Below are 18447 nucleotides of genomic sequence, written 5' to 3'. Positions count from 1 at the left end.
GGCCCACGCCGCGCGACTGCCCGCGCGGGCGGGGGCGCGGCGCGACGACCCATGGCTGCGCGCCGGCGCGCGCCGCGTGGTGCGGCGCCCGCTGTACCGGCGGCCGTTGTTCGGCCTGGCCGCCTCGGCGGCGCTCTGCCTGGCGGTGGGAACCGGATGGGCGCTGGTCACAGATGGCAATCCCGCTCCGCATACCTACGTGAACAGCGGCTTCGCCCCGCAACGCCAGGTTCTCGACGACGGCAGCGTCGCGGTACTCGACGCCCGCACCACCCTGACCGCGCGGTTCGGCTGGCGCCGGCGCGGCATCGAACTGCAGCATGGCCGCATGCAGCTGCAGGTGGCGCCGTCGCGGCGCGCGATGCGGGTGGAGGCCGGCAACAGCACGCTGCGCGATATCGGCACCACCTTCCAGGTCGAACGGCTGGAAGACGGGCAGGTCGACATCGCGCTGCTCGACGGCGCGCTGGAAATCGACAGCCGCGGTACGCAGGGCATGCAGCGCGCCCTGCAGCCCGGGCAACGACTGCGGGTACTGCCATCGGGCCGGATCGAGCCCGCGCAAGCGCTGTCGCCGCCGCAGGCCGAGGCCTGGCTGCAGGGCCGGCTGCTGTTCGACGCCACGCCGCTGCCGGTCGCGATCGCACGGATGAACCGTTACACCGCCAAGCCGCTGGTCATCGGCGATCCGGCGCTGGCGCCGCTGGCCGTGAGCGGCACGTTCGCCGCCGGCGACCAGGCCGCGCTGCTGTCCGCGCTGGAGCTGGGCTGGTCGGTCACCGCCCATGCGCGGGCCGACGGCACGCTCGAACTGCGCGGCACGCGCTGAACGCCGGGATGGAGGCGTTGATCCGCCGCCTGCGCCGCAGCGCGCTGTGCCTGGCGTTGATGGCCGCGATGCCGGCGATGGCCGCCGCCGATGCAGGCGGCCCGGTGGACTACCAGGTCGCGCGCGGACCGCTGGTGCAGGCCCTGCGCGAGTGGTCGCGGCAAGGCGACACCCCGCTGCTGTTCGACGCGCGCGAACTGGCCGGACTGGACAGTGCCGGGCTCCGCGGCACGCTGCCGCCCCAGGCCGCACTGGAAAAGCTGCTGCGCGGGCTGCCGGTGAAACTCGCAAGCTCGCCAGCCGGCATATTCACGGTGCGGCGTATCGAAGCGCCCAGGCCTCCAGCGCCTCCTGCCGCCGTCCCGCCTGCGCGCGCGCCGGAACCGGCGACGGCGCCGGAGGTCGAGCTCGCCCCGGTGCATGTCACCGGCAGCCGCCTGCCCCGCACCTCGCTGCAGACCACCATGGTGGTGGATGTCATAGAACGCGAGGACATCCGGCGCAGCGGCTACGGCTCGCTGTTCGATCTCCTGCGCCACCTGCCCGGCATGAACGGGCGGCCACCGGTGGATGCCTCACGCGACGGCGATTCGCCCTATCTTCCCGGCGGCGCCGCCGCGGCCACCAGCCTGGACGGGATGGGCCCGCGCGCCACCCTGTTCCTGGTCAATGGCCGGCGCCTGCCGCGCTATCCCATGGTGTCGCTGCAGCAGGGCGCCCTCACCGACCTGGGCGGCATCCCGCTGAGCTTCGTCGAACGCATCGAACTGGTCCGCGGCGGCGCCTCGGCCATCTACGGCGCCGATGCCATGGCCGGCGTGGTCAACATCGTGCTGCGCGACCAGGCCGACGGCCCCGAAGCCATGCTGCAGACCGGCATCAGCAACCAGGGCGACGGCGCCCAGTACCGGATGCAGGCCGCTACCGGCCACAGCGGAGAAGGCGACGACTGGTTCCTCGGCATCGACCTGCAGCGGGCCGATCATGTCGCCGGCGATCGCCGCGACTGGCACCGGGAACGGCAGCGCTATCCGATCGGGCTGCTGACCCGCGATGGTTATTACCTGCCCGCCTACCTGTGTCCCTCCGGCATGCGCGAGGACAGCGGCTGCTGGTACGACAGCTCGCGCCCGCGCTCGCTGCAACCGGCCTCCGCCACCGCCGCGATGTACACGCACTGGCGGCACGATGCCGGCAACGGCCTGCATGCCTATGCCGAACTGCGCGCCAGCCACGCCCGCCAGCGCTACGAACTGGGGCCGACGGCGGCAGCCCTGCGCCTGGCGGGCGGCGACCTGATCAATCATGTATTCCAGGAAGGCGGCATCGTGCGCCCCACGGTGCGCAGCCTCGAACTGGACCTGGCGGCCGGCCTCAGCCGCGACGGCGGCTGGGACGCCGGGCTGAGCCGGCAACGCAGCGAAACCACGCTGTCGACCGAAGGCGCCGTGCGTACCTCGCGGCTGCTCGACGCCGTGGCCGACGGCTATTTCCCGGGATTCACGCCGCTGGACCCGGCGCTGCGCGCGCAGTTGTTCCCCCGCACCCGCAACCGCGGCCGCACCGACCAGTGGCTGGCATGGTGGGGCCTGCGCCACGACCTCGGCCAGCTGCCCGGCGGCGCGGCGCAGCTGGCCGGCGGCATCGACCTGCGGCACGAAACCTGGACTTCGCGCCCCGACCGCCTGCTGGAGGACGGCGAACTGGCGCTGGGCCTGCCCACCGGGCGCCGCCGCCTTTCCCGCCAGAGCAGCGCCGCCTACGCCGAACTGGGCCTGCCACTGGCCGCGCCGCTGCGCCTGGACCTGGCCGCCCGCCTGGACCACGACGCCGGCGAACTGTCGTTTTCGCCCCGCGCCGGCCTGCGCTGGAACCCTTCGCCCGCCTGGTCGCTGCTGCTGTCCGGCGGCCGCGGCTACCGCGCGCCCAGCCTGTTCGAACGCCGGCGCCCGCCGGGCTATTTCGCCACCGAGGCCCTGCCCTGGTCGCCCGGCCTCCCGGCCTGCGCGCACACGGCGGACAATGTCTGCCTGGTGGACGTGCAGGTCATCGAGAACACCGGGGTGAAAGCCGAAACCTCGCGCAACCAATCCCTGGGCGCCATCTGGAATCCGCGCCCCGACCTGACCCTCTCGCTCACCCATAACCGCGTCGAGCTGCGCAACGAGATCCTGGCCCTGCGCCCGGCCGATGCCGGCTGGAACGCGGATACCTGGCTGCTGGACGAACACGGCCGGCTGCAGTCGCTGCGCCTGTACTTCGACAACATCGGCCAGACGGTCTCGCGCAACTGGGTACTGCACGGCGACTACGTGCGCGCCGTGCCCGCCGGCCAATGGCGATTCTCGCTCGACGCCATCCACCAGCAGGCGCTGCGCCGCCGGGAGCGCGCCAGCGGCCGCTGGATCGACCTGCGCGGCCACGCCACGCCCAGCATGGCAGGCACCGCGGCGCTGCAATGGCAGGGAACGCACTGGGGAAGCGCGCTGCATGCGCGCTACGCCGGCAGTACCCGCGCCTGGCAGCCGGGCGCCGCCTGCCCTTCCACGCAACGCGGCGACGGCAAGTGCAGCAATCCGGCGCAGCTGCGCTGGAACCTGCACCTGGATCGCCGGATCGGCGCGCGGATGACCGCGGCGCTGGACATCCTCAACCTGCTGGATACGAAACCGGTGAATTACCTGCCGGGCAACGGCGGCCTCTCCACGGGGCAGGACGACCCGCTGGGACGCTATTTCCAGCTCACCCTGCAGTTCCACTGAAAACGCGCGCATGTGGCAAAAGAAAAGGCCAGACGCGGGCGTCTGGCCTTTCTTCGAAGCTGGTGCCGGAAATAGGAATCGAACCTACGACCTACGCATTACGAATGCGCCGCTCTACCAACTGAGCTATTCCGGCGGAGCCGCGGATTCTAGAGGTTCGCCGCCCCCGTGGTCAATCGACCAGGCGCAGGCGCAGTTCCTTGGGCAGCGCGAACACCATCGACTCCGGTTCGCCGGCCAGTTCGGCGATGCTGCCGGCGCCGAGGTCGCGCAGGCGCTCGATCACGCCGTCGACCAGCACCTGCGGCGCGGAAGCGCCCGCGGTCAGGCCCACGCGGCGCTTGCCGGCCACCCACTGCGGGTCGATCTCGTGCGCGCCGTCGATCAGGTAGGACTCCACGCCCTCGCGGCGGGCCAGTTCGGCCAGGCGGTTGGAGTTGGAGCTGTTCGGCGAACCGACCACCAGCACCAGGTCGCACTGCTGCGCCAGTTCGCGCACCGCATCCTGGCGGTTCTGCGTGGCATAGCAGATGTCGTCGTTCTTCGGCCCCTGGATGGCGGGGAATTTCGTCCTCAATGCGGCGATCACGCTGCGGGTGTCGTCCACCGACAGCGTAGTCTGGGTGGTGTAGGCGAGGTTTTCCGGCTGGCCGACCACCAGCGCGGCGACATCGTCCTCGTCCTCGACCAGATAGATCGCACCGGCGCCGGCTTCGCTGCGCCACTGCCCCATCGTGCCCTCGACCTCGGGATGGCCCTCATGGCCGATCAGCACCACGTCGCGGCCCGCGCGGCAGTGCCGCGCGACCTCGAAATGCACCTTGGTCACCAGCGGGCAGGTCGCGTCGAACACCTTGAGCCCGCGCCGCCCCGCCTCGTCGCGTACCGCCTGCGAGACGCCATGGGCGCTGAAGATCACCGTGTTGCCGTCGGGCACTTCGTCCAGTTCCTCGACGAAGATCGCGCCGCGCTGCTTCAGGTCGTCGACCACGAAACGGTTGTGCACGACTTCGTGGCGCACGTAGATCGGCGCGCCCAGCGTCTCGATCGCGCGCTTGACGATCTCGATGGCGCGATCGACGCCGGCGCAGAAACCACGGGGATTGGCGAGCAGTACGTCCATGCGGGGGATTCTAAAGGCGGAAACGGGAAAAGAGCGGAACGAAAGCGGAACCGCGCTGCGTCATTTCCCCTTCCCCGCTCCCGGCGCGTGCTTGTTTCCATCGAACAGGCCCGACAGGGCGATGCCGATGGCGCCGGCCACGATCGCCGAATCGGCCACGTTGAACGACGGCCAGTAATGGTCGCCGACGTACCACTGGATGAAATCCACGACATGGCCATGGAGCTGCCGGTCGATGACGTTGCCGATGGCGCCGCCGATCACCAGCGCATACGGCAGCGCGCTGCGCCAGTTGCCGCGCGCGGTGCGTGACAGCCAGAACGCCATCAAGCCGCTGATGGCCACCGCCAGCGCGGTGAAGAACCAGAGCTGCCAGCCGCCGGCATCGCTGAGGAAGCTGAACGCCGCGCCGGTGTTATAGGTGCGGTACCAGTTCCAGAAGCCGTCGATCACCGGCACCGGCGTGAACTCGGGCAGGCTCGCCAGTACCCAGGCCTTGCTCCACTGGTCCAGGCCGATCACCGCGGCCGAGAGCAGCAGCCAGATCAGGGCATTGGGTTTGACCGTGTTTGTCTGCATGTCTCGGGGCTTGTGGGTTGCGGACGATGGGACGCGGCATGTTGCCGCCGGTCCCGTGTATGGAAAGCCAACCGCCGCCGGTTCAGAACCAGCGACGGTCCTCGCCGGCACCTTCGATGTTGCCGGCGCAGCGGCCGCACAGCTCCGGATGGCCGGCATCGCTGCCGACGTCGGCGCGGTAGTGCCAGCAGCGCACGCATTTGGCCTTGCCGGTGGGCTGCGCGCTGACGAACACCTCGTCGGTGGTCGCCGGGCGCACGCTCACGTCGCCGCTGATGAACAGGAAACGCAGCTCATCGGCCAGCGGCTGCCAGTGCGCCGCCTGCTCCTCGTTCGCGGCCACGGTGATCTCCGCCTCCAGCGCGGCGCCGATGGCGCCGTTGGCGCGCATCGGTTCCAGCACTTTCGCCACCTGCTCGCGCAGGGCCAGCAGCTGCTCGAAATCGGCGGCGCCGAGCTGCGCCTCCGCCGGCAGCGGCGCCAGGCCGTCGTACCAGGTGGCGAACAGCACGTTGTCGGCACGCGCGCCCGGCAGGTAGCCCCACAGTTCGTCGGCGGTGAAGGTCAGGATCGGCGCGACCCAGCGCACGAACGCCTCGGCGATGCGGTACATCGCGCTCTGCGCCGAGCGGCGGCCGCGCGAGTCTTCCGGCATCGTGTACAGGCGGTCCTTGGTCACGTCCAGGTACAGCGAGCCCAGGTCGACGCTGCAGAAATTCAGCAGCAGCTGCACGATCTCGGCCATGTTGTAGCTGGCGTAGGCGGCCTTGATCTTCTCCTGCAGCTCGAAGGCGCGATGCACGATCCAGCGGTCCAGCGCGACCATGTCGTCCAGCGGGCGCAGGTGCCGGTCGGGATCGAAGCCGTCCAGGTTGCCGAGCAGGAAGCGCGCGGTGTTGCGCAGGCGCCGGTAGGCGTCGGCGTTGCGCTTGAGGATCTCCTGCGACAGCGACATCTCGTTGCTGTAGTCGGCCGAGGCGATCCACAGGCGCAGGATGTCCGCGCCCAGCGTGCGCATGATTTCCTGCGGCTCGATGCCGTTGCCCAGCGACTTGGACATCTTGCGGCCGTGCTCGTCCACGGTGAAGCCGTGGGTCAGGCACTGCTTGTACGGGGCGGCCTTGTCGATCGCCACGCCGGTCAGCAGCGAGGACTGGAACCAGCCGCGGTGCTGGTCGGAGCCTTCCAGGTACAGGTCGGCCGGCTTGCCGAAGCCGCGCGCCAGCAGCACGCCCTCGTGGGTGACGCCGGAGTCGAACCAGACGTCGAGGATGTCGGTGACCTTTTCGTACTGCGCGGCTTCATCGCCGAGCAGTTCGCTGGCGTCCAGCGAATACCAGACATCGATACCGCCCTGCTCCACGCGGTCGGCCACCTGCTGCATCAGTTCGACGCTGCGCGGGTGCGGCTCGCCGGTTTCGCGATGGGTGAACAAGGCAATCGGCACGCCCCAGGTGCGCTGGCGGCTGATGCACCAGTCCGGGCGGCCATCGACCATGCTGGCGATCCGCGCCTTGCCCCACGCCGGGAACCAGCCGACGTTGTCGATGGCACTCATTGCGTCGGCGCGCAGGCCGGCCTTGTCCATCGAAATGAACCACTGCGGGGTGGCGCGGAACACCACCGGCGTCTTGTGGCGCCAGCAATGCGGGTAGCTGTGCTGGATTTCGGCGAAGGCCAGCAGCGAGCCGTTGCCGCGCAGCACCTCGACGATCAGCGGCTGCGCCTTCCACAGGTGCAGGCCTGCCAGCTCGACGTCGCCGGCCGGCGGCGTCGAAGGCAGATACACGCCGCGGCCATCGACCGGGTTGATCTGGCCGGCGTTGTACTTGTCCATCACCCCGTACTGCTGGCTGACCGCGAAGTCTTCCTGGCCGTGACCGGGCGCGGTATGCACCGCACCGGTACCGTCGGCATCGGACACGTGCTCGCCATTGAGCAGCGGCAGGTCGCGGTTGGCGTAGAACGGATGCGCCAGCAGCTGGTTCTCCAGCGCCGAACCCTTGGCGTGGCCGTGCACGATCATTTCAGCCACGCCGTAGCGGGCCAGCGAACGCTCGGCCAGCGCCGAGGCCAGCACCAGCCAACGCGGCTGGCCGTCGTGGGCCGGGCCTTCGACCAGCGCATAGTCGATGTCCGCGCCCAGCGACACCGCCAGCGAGGCCGGCAACGTCCACGGCGTGGTGGTCCAGATCGGCACCGCCACTTCCACGCCAGCCGGCAGATCGACGCCGAAGCTGGCGGCCAGCGCCCTGGAATCGCGCGCGGCGTAGGCCACGTCGATGGCCGGCGACGTCTTGTCCTGGTATTCGATCTCGGCCTCGGCCAGTGCCGAGCCACAGTCGAAGCACCAGTGCACCGGCTTGGCGCCGCGCACCAGGTGGCCGTTGGCGACGATCTTGGCCAGCGCGCGGATTTCGTTGGCCTCGAAGTCGAAGCTCAGCGTCTTGTACGGGTTCTCCCAGTCGCCGATCACGCCCAGGCGCTTGAAGTCGGCGCGCTGCAGGTTGATCTGCTCCTCGGCGTACTCGCGGCACTTCTGGCGGAACTGCTCGGCATCGAGCTTGACCCCGACCTTGCCCCACCTCTTCTCGACCGCGATCTCGATCGGCAGGCCATGGCAATCCCAGCCCGGCACGTAGGGCGCATCGAAGCCGTCGAGGTAACGCGACTTGACGATGATGTCCTTGAGGATCTTGTTGACCGCATGGCCCAGGTGGATCTGGCCGTTGGCATACGGCGGGCCGTCGTGCAGCACGAACAACGGGCGGCCCTTCGCGTTCTCGCGCAGCTGCGCGTAGATGCCCTGCTCTTCCCAACGCGCCAGGATGCCCGGCTCGCGCTTGGGCAGGTCGCCGCGCATCGGGAATTCCGTCGCCGGCAGATGAAGGGTGGCTTTGTAGTCCTGGCTCACGCGGTGGCTCGCAGTCGTTGTTCGTTGAGGATATGACGGGCTTGCCGCGCGTCGTGGTGCATCTGCTCGGTCAGCGCCGGCAGGTCGTTGAACTTCTCTTCGTCGCGCAGCTTGGCGACGAATTCGACTTCGATGTGGCGCCCGTACAGGTCGCCGTGGAAATCGAACAGGTGCGCTTCCAGCAGCGGCTCCACGCCCTGCACGGTCGGACGCGTGCCGAAGCTCGACACCGACGGCCACGGCCGCTCGAAGACACCATGTACCCAGGTGGCATAGATACCTGAAAGTGCGGGCGTCCGCGGGAAACGCAAGTTGGCGGTGGGGAAGCCCAGCGTCCGCCCGAGCTGCCGCCCGCGCACCACGCGCCCACCGATCGCATATGGCCGGCCCAGCAGGTCGGCGGCATGGCCGAATTCGCCGGCCACCAGCAGTTCGCGGATGCGGGTGCTGGAAATGCGCTCGCCGTTCAGGTGCACCGGCGCGATCTCGCCGGCGGCGAAGCCCAGTTCAGCGCCCATCGCCTGCAGCAGGGCCAGGTCGCCGCCGCGGCGGTTGCCGAAGTGGAACTTCGGGCCGATCCAGACCTCGCGCGCGCCCAGCCGGCGCACCAGCATGTCGCGCACGAAATCCTCGGCGGTGATGGCCGCCATCTTCGCGTCAAAGCGCAGCAGGCCGACGCTGTCGACGCCAAGCCCGCGCAGCGCGGCCACCTTGTCGCGGGCCAGCATCAGTCGCGGCGGCGGGGTGTCGCGGGCGAAGAACTCGCGCGGCAGCGGCTCGAACGCCAGCGCCACCGCGGGCACGCCGAGCGCGCGCGCGCGCTCGACCGCGTGCTGCACCAGCGCCCGATGGCCCCTGTGCAGGCCGTCGAAGGCACCGATGCAGACCACGCTTCCCTGCGGGAACAGCACCCCGCCTTCGACGTTTCTAAACAGCCTGCTCATTCAACCCGGATCCGGCCCTCGCAGGCCGGTGCTTCGTCATGTGTAGCCGGGAAGTATAGCGGCGGCGCAGGCATGCCCGCCTCACTGCCCGCGCAGGTCGCGCGGGCGGAAGCCCATGGCCACCATCGCCAGCAGGTAAGTCAGCCCGCCGCCGCCGACCAGCAGGGTCAGGCAGCCGATGCGCTGCCATTTGTCCAGGCCGGTGAAGCCCGGCAGCCAGTGCAGCAGCGCCAGCAGTACCGCGCTCATGGCCACGCAGGCCACCACCAGCCGCAGGACATAGCCGCCCCAGCCGGGACGACGCCGGTAGACCCCGGTCTTGCCCAGCCAATACCAGAGCAGCCCGAGGTTCAGGTAACTGGACAGCGCACTGGCGATGCCCAGCGCCAGGTGCAGGCCCGGCTGCCGGGACAGCGCGGCCATCACCCCCTCGGCCTTCAGCGCCTCGGGCACCATCACCTGGTACAGCACCGCGAGCAGGGCGAAGTTGAACACCATGTTGGCGACCAGCGCGACCAGGCCCGCGCGCACCGGCGTCTTCGTGTCCTGGCGCGAATAGAAGGCCGGCAGCACCACTTTCAGCAGGGCGAACGCCGGCAGGCCGAAGCTCAGGCCGTAAACCGACAGGGCGGTCATCCGGGTGTCGAAGGACGTGAATTCCCGGTACTGGAACAGGGTCGCGATCAGCGGCTGGGCCAGCAGCAGCAGGCCGAGCATGGCCGGCACCGCGATCAGCAGGGTCATGCGCAACCCCCAGTCCAGCGCGTTGGAGAAGCCCTCGCCGTCGGTCTTGACGTGGTGCCGGGCCAGCGCGGGCAGGATCACCGTGCCCAGCGCCACGCCGAACACCCCCAACGGCAGCTCCAGGAAGCGGTCGGCCAGAGACAGCCAGGACTGCGAGCCGTCGCTGAGCCGGGCCGCGATCACCGTATCCAGCATCAGGTTGATCTGCGCCACCGACGAGCCGAACAGGGTCGGCACCATCAGGGTCAGCACCCTGCGCACGTCGGGATGGTTCCAGCCCCAGCGCGGCAGGGTCAGCAGGTCGATGCCCTTCAGCGATGGCAGCTGGAACAGCAGCTGCAGCACGCCGGCGGCCAGCACCGCCCAGCCCAGCGCCAGGATCGGCACCTCCAGCCGCGGCGCCAGCCAAAGTGCGCCGGCGATCATGCACAGGTTGAGGATCACCGGCGTCAGCGCCGGCATCGCGAAACGCTGGAAGCTGTTCAGCGCCCCGCCCGCCAGCGCGGTCAGCGAAACGAACAGCAGGAACGGGAAGGTCAGCCGCAGCAGGTCCACCAGCAGGCCGTACTTGGCCGGGTCGGCCGCGTCGGCATCGGCGAACAGCCAGGCGATCTGCGGCGTGAAGATCAGGCCCAGCGCAGTCAGCACCAGCAGGACACCGCCCAGGGTGCCGGACACCCGCGCCATCAGTTCGCGCAGGTCGGCATGCGGCCGGGTCTCCTTCACCTCGGTGAACACCGGAACGAAAGCGGTGGCGAACGAGCCCTCGGCGAACAGGCGGCGCAGGAAATTGGGGACGCGGAACGCCACCCAGAACGCATCGGTCGTGGCGTTGGCGCCGAACGTGATGGAGATCGCCTGGTCCCGCACCAGTCCAAGCACCCGCGAGACCATCGTCATGCTGCTGAACGACAGCAGCCCCCGCAACATGCGCGGTGAACTCACCCACGGCCCCCTTGACAACTTGACTTGACGTTCATTCGTCCGACCATCATACTTGCGTGCTTGCTGTTCCCACCATACCGATTTTCAGGAAACCACCACCGTGGCCAATATCAAGTCCGCCAAGAAGCGCGCCAAGCAGACCGTCGTGCGCAACGCGCGCAACGTGGCTCAGCGCTCGATGCTGCGCACCGCTGTCAAGAAAGTGATCAAGGCGCTGGACGCCAACGATGCCGCTGGCGCCGAAGCCGCCTTCGCCGTTGCCCAGCCGATTCTGGATCGCTTCAGCGCGCGTGGCCTGATCCACAAGAACAAGGCTGCCCGTCACAAGAGCCGCCTGAACGACCGCATCAAGGCCCTCAAGGCCGCCTGATCCGGGCGATCATCGGCAGCCGCAGGCTGCCGACCCGAAAAACCCGGCCCCGCGCCGGGTTTTTTGTTGCCCGCCTCCCTGGCGGCAGCACCCCTGCAGACCATCGACAAGCGACGTCAAGCACCGCTCCCCGCGGTTTTTTGCTGCTTCCTCCGGCACCAGCCCACTCCCCCGCAAGGCGGCGCAATACCCCGCTGGAGCCTTGCCGGCAAAACCCCGCCGAGCGACGCCCGGCGCTACGGAACCCCGGCAATCCGCGCCCTGTAGAGCGGGGCAACGCCCCGCTGAAGCCTTCCCGGCAAAGCCCCGCCGGGCGATGCCCGGCGCTACAGAGGCCCAACCCCTCGCCGCGGCCCAAAGCCGCACCCGGGAACGCAGCCAGCCCCGGCAGAAACGAAAAACCCGGCCTCGGCCGGGTTTTCCATGCAGGCCGGTCCGCAGGCGACCTCAGCCCTGCGCCTCGCGCTCCTCGGCCTCGAGCAGCTTCTGCTGGTCGAAGAAGGCCATGATGTCCTTCATGATCGGCCAGGTGCCCTCGCGACCCAGCGCCGAGACCAGGTACCAGGGGCCGGTCCAGCCCAGCTCCCTGACCACCTGCTCGGCCGCGGCCCGCGCCTCGTCCTCGAACATCAGGTCGGCCTTGTTCAGCACCAGCCAGCGCGGCTTTTCCAGCAGCTCCGGATCGTGCTTGCCCAGCTCGCGCTCGATGGCGCGCACCTGCTCGATCGGGGAAACGCCTTCCACACCCCCCTCCATCGGCGAGATGTCCACCAGGTGCAGCAACAGGCGGGTGCGCTGCAGGTGACGCAGGAACTGCGCCCCCAGGCCGGCGCCGTCGGCCGCACCCTCGATCAGGCCGGGAATGTCGGCGATCACGAAGCTGCGGTAGTTCTCCACCTTCACCACGCCCAGGTTCGGGTACAGGGTGGTGAACGGGTAATCGGCCACCTTCGGCGTCGCCGCCGAGACGGCGCGGATCAGGGTGCTCTTGCCGGCATTGGGGAAGCCGAGCAGGCCGACGTCGGCCAGCAGCTTCAGCTCCAGCTTGAGCAGACGCTCCTCGCCCTCCTCGCCCGGCAGTGCCTGGCGCGGCGCGCGGTTGGTGGAGCTCTTGAAGTGCATGTTGCCCAGGCCGCCCTTGCCGCCCTTGGCCACCAGCAGGCGGTCGCCATGGCGGGTCAGGTCGCCGATCACCTCGTCGGTGTCGACGTTGATGACCACGGTGCCGACCGGCACGGTGATGGTCAGGTCCTCGCCGCCCTTGCCGTAGGCCTGCCGGCCCATGCCGTTCTCGCCGCGCTGCGCCTTGAAGATGCGCTCGTGGCGGAAGTCGACCAGGGTGTTCAGGTTTTCGTCGGCGCGCAGCCAGACGCTGCCGCCGTCGCCGCCATCGCCGCCGTCGGGACCGCCGAGCGGAATGAACTTCTCGCGGCGGAAGCCGACGCAGCCATTGCCGCCATTGCCGGCGATTACAGAGATTTCGGCTTCATCAACGAGTTTCATCTTGGTATCGCAAGGTTCTCAAAATCACTTCGGCCCGCAGCACCGGCGCATCCTGCGCCGCGCCGGCGGCGCGGTACAGGCGCACGATGCGGCGGGGGTTGCCCTGCCCGTCGGGCAGGAAATACTGGCTGGAGACGCGGTATTCCGCGCCATCCAGCAACTCCGCGTCGTCCACTGGACGCCCCTGCGCGTCGCGCGCCATGACCTGGCGGCGCTTGCGGACGGCGGCGCCATCGGGCGCGACGCTAGTCGATTCTTCCAGCTCGACCCAGTGGGATGGACCAAGGGTCAAGCTTCTTTCAAAGTCCTCGCGGCCTTCGGCGCCGGGACGCCGGCCTTTATAGCTCAGGATGCGCGTGGCTCCAGCATAGCGGACCGCGCCCTCGCCCATCGGCCAGTCCGGCTGCCCGCTGCCTCGCGGCGCCTGCATCCAGATCCGCACCGTGGCCGGCGGCGTGCGCCCGCCCTCACCGTATGCCATGTGGACTTCCCAGCCGCGGCTGCCGTCCCAGCTGAAAACCGAGGTGCGCAACCAGCCATCGGCATCGAAATCGCCGCGGACACTGCTGCGCTCGATGCCTTCGGCGGCGGGCTCCGGCTGCCAGCCCGCCGGATCTGCCAGCAGGGCGGGCAGCTGCGGCGAACCCGGCGGAAGCGCCAGGGTATCGGCCTGCAACGATGCCAACGGCCCGGCCACCGTCAGGGTGGCGCGGTCGCTGGGAATATCGGCGGCGCATCCCGTGCAGGCCAGCAGGCCGGACAGCAGGACCACGCCCCAACAACGCTTCACCATCCCTGACTCCTGCCCAGCCGCGCCCCATAACGGGCGCGCGGATCACCTGGAAACGACAAGCCCCGCCGAAGCGGGGCTCTCGTCGGCGGCGCCCACACCGCGGCATGGGCGCCTGCGCGTGCGGGAGATCAGACTTCCGCGACGACGCTGACGGTGCGGCGCTTGTTGGCGCCCTTCACCGAGAACTCGACCTTGCCGTCGACCAGCGCGAACAGCGTGTGGTCACGACCCAGGCCGACGCCGGCGCCCGGATGGAACTGGGTGCCGCGCTGGCGCACGATGATGTTGCCGGCTTCGATGGCCTGGCCACCGAAGATCTTGACGCCCAGGTATTTCGGGTTGGAATCGCGGCCGTTGCGCGAGGAGCCTACGCCCTTTTTATGTGCCATGACGGATTCTCCTTGGGATTAGCCGGCGATGCCGGTGATTTCGATTTCGGTGTAGTACTGGCGATGGCCCTGGCGCTTCATGTGGTGCTTGCGCCGGCGGAACTTGATGATCTTCACCTTCTCGGCGCGGCCGTGGGCCACGACCTTGGCGGTCACCGAAGCGCCCTTCAGGGCATCGCCGATCTTGATGCCGTCGGCGTCGCCGAGCATCAGGACGGTGTCGAACTTGATTTCGCTGCCGGCTTCGGCTTCGAGTTTCTCGACGCGGAGGGTTTCACCCTGCGCGACGCGGTACTGCTTGCCGCCAGTTACCAGGACTGCATACATGGGATGTCTCTTCTGTAGTTATTCTTGGGATCTGCCCACCATCGAGGGCGGACAGAAGCGGGATTTTACTGGCAGGCCATTCCCCGGGTCAAGTCGCCCCAGGACCGGGAAACCGGGCCTGGAGAGCGGCAGGACGGCCGTTTTCCACGGCGAAGCCGCCCGGAGGGGGCGCATGCGGATGTGCATCATGAACAATGGCCGGCACCGCGGCCGCGGACCGGCATGCGCACTGGCAATTCCGGCAATTGCCCCCAAATCGCAAGCTCGCTAGGCTGATCGACTGCCGTCAGCTGCACTCCCCTGCCCCCTCCGCGTCCGGCCCCGCCGGCCGCGGCCAAGACCGGACTTCCCATGGCGATGGATTTCATCCGTATCCGCGGCGCGCGGACGCACAACCTCAAGAACATCGACCTCGACCTGCCGCGCGACAAGCTGATCGTGATCACCGGCCTGTCCGGCTCGGGCAAGTCCTCGCTGGCGTTCGACACCATCTATGCCGAAGGCCAGCGCCGCTACGTCGAGTCGCTGTCGGCCTACGCGCGGCAGTTCCTGAGCGTGATGGAGAAGCCGGACCTGGACCACATCGAGGGCCTGTCGCCGGCGATCTCGATCGAGCAGAAGTCCACCAGCCACAACCCGCGCTCGACCGTGGGCACCATCACCGAGATCTACGACTACCTGCGCCTGCTCTACGCCCGCGTCGGCAGCCCGCGCTGCCCGGACCATGGCTACCCGCTGGAGGCGCAGACCGTCAGCCAGATGGTCGACCAGGTGCTGGCACTGGATGGCGAGCAGCGCTGGATGCTGCTGGCGCCGGTGATCCGCGAGCGCAAGGGCGAGCACGTGCAGGTATTCGACCAGCTGCGCGCGCAGGGCTTCGTGCGCGTGCGGGTGGATGGCGAACTGCACGAGATCGACGCGGTGCCGCCGCTGGCGCTACGCCAGAAGCACACCATCGAGGCGGTGATCGACCGCTTCCGCCCGCGCGAGGACATCAAGCAGCGGCTTACCGAGAGCTTCGAGACCGCGCTCAAGCTGGGCGACGGCATGGCCACCGTGCAGTCGCTGGACGACGCGCAGGCCGCCCCGCAGCTGTTCTCGTCCAAGTACTCCTGCCCGGTCTGCGACTACGCGCTGCCGGAACTGGAGCCGCGCCTGTTCTCGTTCAACTCGCCGGTCGGCGCCTGCCCGGGCTGCGACGGCCTGGGCATGGCCGAGTTCTTCGATCCCGGCCGCGTGGTCGTGCACCCCGAGCTGTCGCTGGCCGCCGGCGCGGTGCGCGGCTGGGACCGCCGCAACGCCTATTACTTCCAGTTGATCGCCTCGCTGGCCAAGCACTACAAGTTCGACGTGGACGCCCCCTGGCAGTCGCTGCCGGAGGACGTGCGCCAGGCCGTGCTGTACGGCAGCGGCGAGGAACAGATCACCTTCACCTATTTCACCGAGAACGGCGGGCGCAGCCAGCGCAAGCACCGCTTCGAGGGCATCATCCCCAACCTTGAACGCCGCTACCGCGAGACCGAATCGCCGGCGGTGCGCGAGGAACTGGCCAAGTTCATCAGCGAACGGCCCTGCCCCCAGTGCAACGGCGCGCGCCTGAACAAGGCCGCGCGCAACGTGTTCGTCGCCGACCGGCCGCTGCCGGATCTGGCGGTGCTGCCGATCGACGAGGCCAAGCGCTTCTTCGGCGAACTGAGCCTGCCGGGCTGGCGCGGCGAGATCGCCACCAAGATCGTCAAGGAGATCAGCGAGCGGCTCGGCTTCCTGGTCGATGTCGGCCTGGATTACCTCACCCTGGAGCGCAAGGCCGACACCCTGTCCGGCGGCGAGGCACAGCGTATCCGCCTGGCCTCGCAGATCGGCGCCGGCCTGGTCGGGGTGATGTACGTGCTCGACGAGCCGTCCATCGGCCTGCACCAGCGCGACAACGAGCGCCTGCTCGGCACCCTCACCCGCCTGCGCGATCTCGGCAACACGGTGATCGTGGTCGAGCACGACGAGGACGCGATCCGCCTGGCCGACTACGTACTGGACATCGGCCCCGGCGCGGGCGTGCATGGCGGCGAGATCGTCGGCCAGGGCACCCTGCAGGACATCCTGGACGCGCCGCGTTCGCTGACCGGCCAGTACCTGTCGGGCAAGCGCGCCATCGAGATCCCGGCGCGCCGGCACAAGCCGAACCCGAAGATGACGCTGCACCTGCGCGGCGCCAGCGGCAACAACCTCAAGAACGTGGACCTGGACATCCCGGCCGGCCTGCTGACCTGCATCACCGGCGTGTCCGGCTCGGGCAAGTCCACGCTGATCAACGACACCCTGTTCACCCTGGCCGCCAACGAGATCAACGGCGCCTCGCACCCGATCGCGCCGTACCGGGAAGTCGATGGCCTGGACCTGTTCGACAAGGTGGTGGACATCGACCAGTCGCCGATCGGCCGCACCCCACGCTCGAACCCGGCCACCTATACCGGCCTGTTCACGCCGCTGCGCGAGCTGTACGCGCAGGTGCCGGAAGCGCGCGCGCGCGGCTATGCCCCGGGCCGCTTCAGCTTCAACGTGCGCGGCGGCCGCTGCGAGGCCTGCCAGGGCGACGGCCTGATCAAAGTCGAGATGCACTTCCTGCCGGACGTGTACGTGCCCTGCGACGTCTGCCACGGCAAGCGCTACAACCGCGAGACGCTGGAGATCCTGTACAAGGGCTACAGCATCAACGACGTGCTGGAGATGACCGTCGAAGATGCGCTGAAGCTGTTCGAGCCGGTGCCGGCCATCGCCCGCAAGCTGGAAACCCTGGTCGACGTGGGCCTGAGCTACATCAAGCTGGGCCAGAGCGCGACCACCCTGTCCGGCGGCGAGGCGCAGCGCGTGAAGCTGTCCAAGGAGCTGTCGCGCCGCGACACCGGGCGCACGCTCTACATCCTCGACGAACCGACCACCGGCCTGCACTTCCATGACATCGAGGCGCTGCTCGGCGTGCTGCACAAGCTGCGCGACGAGGGCAACACGGTGGTGGTGATCGAGCACAACCTGGACGTGATCAAGACCGCCGACTGGATCGTCGATCTCGGCCCGGAAGGCGGCCATCGCGGCGGCACCGTCCTGGTCACCGGCACGCCGGAGGATGTGGCGTCGCATCCGGCGTCGTACACCGGCCAGTTCCTGGCCAAGATGCTGCCCTCCACCAGTGCGCGCCCGGAACGGCCGGCTGCCACTGCCAACAAACCCGACGCCCGCCCGCCGCGCAAGGAAAAGCCGGCGAAGAAGACGGCCGCCAGGAAGGCCCCGGCCGGCAAGAAGAAGGTTTCGTGATGAGCACCGAACACAAGCACCTGGCCCGCGTGCCGATCAGCGTGCGCTGGCGCGACATGGACGCGATGGGCCACGTCAACAACGCCAAGTACGTTTCCTACCTGGAAGAGGCGCGCGTGCGCTGGATGCTGGGCGTGGAAGGCATATCGATGACCGACCGCATCGCGCCGGTGGTGGCCAACACCAACATCAACTACCGCCTGCCGATCGAGTGGCCCCACGACATCGTCGTCGAACTGTTCGTCGAGCGCCTGGGCAACAGCAGCGTGACCATCGGCCACCGCATCGTCGACCAGAAGGACCCCGCCAAGCTGTACTCCGACGGCAACGTGGTGGTGGTGTGGATGGATACGCAGACCGGCAGGAGCGCGCCGCTGCCGGATGCGGTGCGCGCCGCATCCATCTGATTCGACCGCACCGGGCCCGCCATGCGCGCGATCTTCAGGAACCGGAAACTCTGGAAGCGGGTCTTCCAGATCCTCACCTGGTTGCTGGTCCTTGCCTTCATCAGCCACCCGGAACTGCGCCTGCTCGTCCCGCTGCTCGACGCGCTCGGCCTTGAACTGCTGCTGGGCCTGGCGGGCCTGCAGCTGCTCGACGTCTACCGGGAACGGATCGCGCCATGCGCGGCGCTCTTCACCCGGCGCGTGCTGCACCCCGCCGCCATCGCCATGGTCGACGCCTTCGCCCACGGCACGACCCGTCCGCTCGGCCGCGTCCTGTGGAACCTGCTGCTGACCGGCAGCGGCTACCTCGGCACCGTGCTCGCGTTCAAGCTGGCCGGCGTCCACCGCGCGGCGCGGAATACAGCCGGGTAGTGCCGGCTGCTGGCCGGCAGCCTCGGGATCATTGCCATCGCGGTTGCGGGCCAGCGGTCGGCACTACCGGGTTGTGGCACGAGCGGGAGAGCCGGCAC

The 18447-nt window shown here is 69.0% G+C and carries 15 protein-coding genes and 1 tRNA gene; 6 read left to right on the top strand and 10 right to left on the bottom strand.

Annotated elements, in window-relative coordinates; genetic code table 11:
- On the top strand, window positions 1–829 hold an 829-nt coding region (locus tag QMX80_RS13145), incomplete at its 5' end, for a FecR domain-containing protein (protein ID WP_282277504.1).
- An 8-nt stretch (window positions 830–837) separates the two neighbouring features.
- Window positions 838–3591 carry a TonB-dependent receptor gene (locus QMX80_RS13140; protein WP_282277503.1) on the top strand — a complete coding sequence of 918 codons (2754 nt, stop codon included), beginning with the start codon at window positions 838–840 and terminating at the stop codon, window positions 3589–3591.
- Window positions 3592–3651: 60 nt separating this feature from the next.
- Here QMX80_RS13140 and QMX80_RS13135 read toward each other — a convergent pair.
- The 6 genes from QMX80_RS13135 to murJ form a co-directional block, all read right to left on the bottom strand.
- Window positions 3652–3727, bottom strand: a tRNA-Thr gene (locus QMX80_RS13135).
- Window positions 3728–3763: 36 nt separating this feature from the next.
- Window positions 3764–4714 (bottom strand): 4-hydroxy-3-methylbut-2-enyl diphosphate reductase, encoded by a 951-nt coding sequence (ispH, locus tag QMX80_RS13130; RefSeq protein ID WP_055768215.1) that lies wholly within the window; start codon window positions 4712–4714, stop codon window positions 3764–3766.
- A gap of 60 nt (window positions 4715–4774) precedes the next feature.
- Entirely contained in the window at window positions 4775–5293 is a 519-nt protein-coding gene (lspA, locus tag QMX80_RS13125; protein WP_055768212.1) for a signal peptidase II, read from the bottom strand.
- An 82-nt stretch (window positions 5294–5375) separates the two neighbouring features.
- Window positions 5376–8207, bottom strand: a complete 2832-nt coding sequence (gene ileS, locus QMX80_RS13120) for an isoleucine--tRNA ligase (RefSeq protein ID WP_282277502.1) — start codon at window positions 8205–8207, stop codon at window positions 5376–5378.
- A complete protein-coding gene (locus QMX80_RS13115) occupies window positions 8204–9151 on the bottom strand; it encodes a bifunctional riboflavin kinase/FAD synthetase (RefSeq protein ID WP_282277501.1) in 948 nt (315 codons plus the stop codon). Before QMX80_RS13115 ends, ileS begins: the two co-directional genes overlap by 4 nt.
- An 81-nt stretch (window positions 9152–9232) precedes the next feature.
- Window positions 9233–10825: a murein biosynthesis integral membrane protein MurJ gene (murJ, locus tag QMX80_RS13110; protein ID WP_055768205.1), complete on the bottom strand. Its 1593-nt coding sequence runs from the start codon at window positions 10823–10825 to the stop codon at window positions 9233–9235.
- Window positions 10826–10940: 115 nt separating this feature from the next.
- On the opposite strand from murJ, the gene rpsT reads away from it, so the two are divergent.
- Window positions 10941–11210 carry a 30S ribosomal protein S20 gene (rpsT, locus tag QMX80_RS13105; protein ID WP_005408560.1) on the top strand — a complete coding sequence of 90 codons (270 nt, stop codon included), beginning with the start codon at window positions 10941–10943 and terminating at the stop codon, window positions 11208–11210.
- A gap of 447 nt (window positions 11211–11657) precedes the next feature.
- On the opposite strand, the gene obgE is transcribed toward rpsT, so the two are convergent.
- The 4 genes from obgE to rplU all read right to left on the bottom strand — a co-directional run bounded on the left by obgE (window position 11658) and on the right by rplU (window position 14222).
- The gene (gene obgE, locus QMX80_RS13100) at window positions 11658–12713 is read right to left on the bottom strand and encodes a GTPase ObgE (protein WP_282277497.1); all 1056 of its coding nucleotides are present in this window, start codon (window positions 12711–12713) and stop codon (window positions 11658–11660) included.
- Window positions 12700–13485 (bottom strand): hypothetical protein, encoded by a 786-nt coding sequence (locus QMX80_RS13095; RefSeq protein ID WP_282277495.1) that lies wholly within the window; start codon window positions 13483–13485, stop codon window positions 12700–12702. The genes obgE and QMX80_RS13095 overlap by 14 nt, the downstream gene beginning before the upstream one ends.
- Window positions 13486–13634: 149 nt before the next feature.
- On the bottom strand, window positions 13635–13895 hold the full coding sequence (gene rpmA, locus QMX80_RS13090; RefSeq protein WP_055768195.1) for a 50S ribosomal protein L27: 261 nt from the start codon (window positions 13893–13895) through the stop codon (window positions 13635–13637).
- 18 nt (window positions 13896–13913) lie between these two features.
- Window positions 13914–14222, bottom strand: a complete 309-nt coding sequence (gene rplU, locus QMX80_RS13085; protein WP_055768192.1) for a 50S ribosomal protein L21 — start codon at window positions 14220–14222, stop codon at window positions 13914–13916.
- Between the two features lie 351 nt (window positions 14223–14573).
- Between rplU and uvrA the strand changes: the two genes are divergently transcribed.
- Genes uvrA through QMX80_RS13070 form a run of 3 tightly spaced genes read left to right on the top strand, consistent with a single transcriptional unit; the run spans window position 14574 to window position 18349 of the window.
- Complete coding sequence (gene uvrA / locus QMX80_RS13080) at window positions 14574–17531, top strand: excinuclease ABC subunit UvrA (protein ID WP_055768188.1); 2958 nt, start codon at window positions 14574–14576, stop codon at window positions 17529–17531.
- Window positions 17531–17938 (top strand): thioesterase family protein, encoded by a 408-nt coding sequence (locus QMX80_RS13075; RefSeq protein WP_282277493.1) that lies wholly within the window; start codon window positions 17531–17533, stop codon window positions 17936–17938. The genes uvrA and QMX80_RS13075 overlap by 1 nt, the downstream gene beginning before the upstream one ends.
- Window positions 17939–17959: 21 nt before the next feature.
- Window positions 17960–18349 carry a hypothetical protein gene (locus QMX80_RS13070; RefSeq protein ID WP_282277490.1) on the top strand — a complete coding sequence of 130 codons (390 nt, stop codon included), beginning with the start codon at window positions 17960–17962 and terminating at the stop codon, window positions 18347–18349.
- The last annotated feature ends 98 nt before the right edge of the window (window positions 18350–18447 follow it).

The organism is Stenotrophomonas sp. PS02297, assembly GCF_029959705.1.
GTDB classification, from domain to species: domain Bacteria; phylum Pseudomonadota; class Gammaproteobacteria; order Xanthomonadales; family Xanthomonadaceae; genus Stenotrophomonas; species Stenotrophomonas nitritireducens.
Note: the sequence above shows the minus strand (reverse complement) of the source record. Positions and strands in the feature narration are given on the sequence as shown.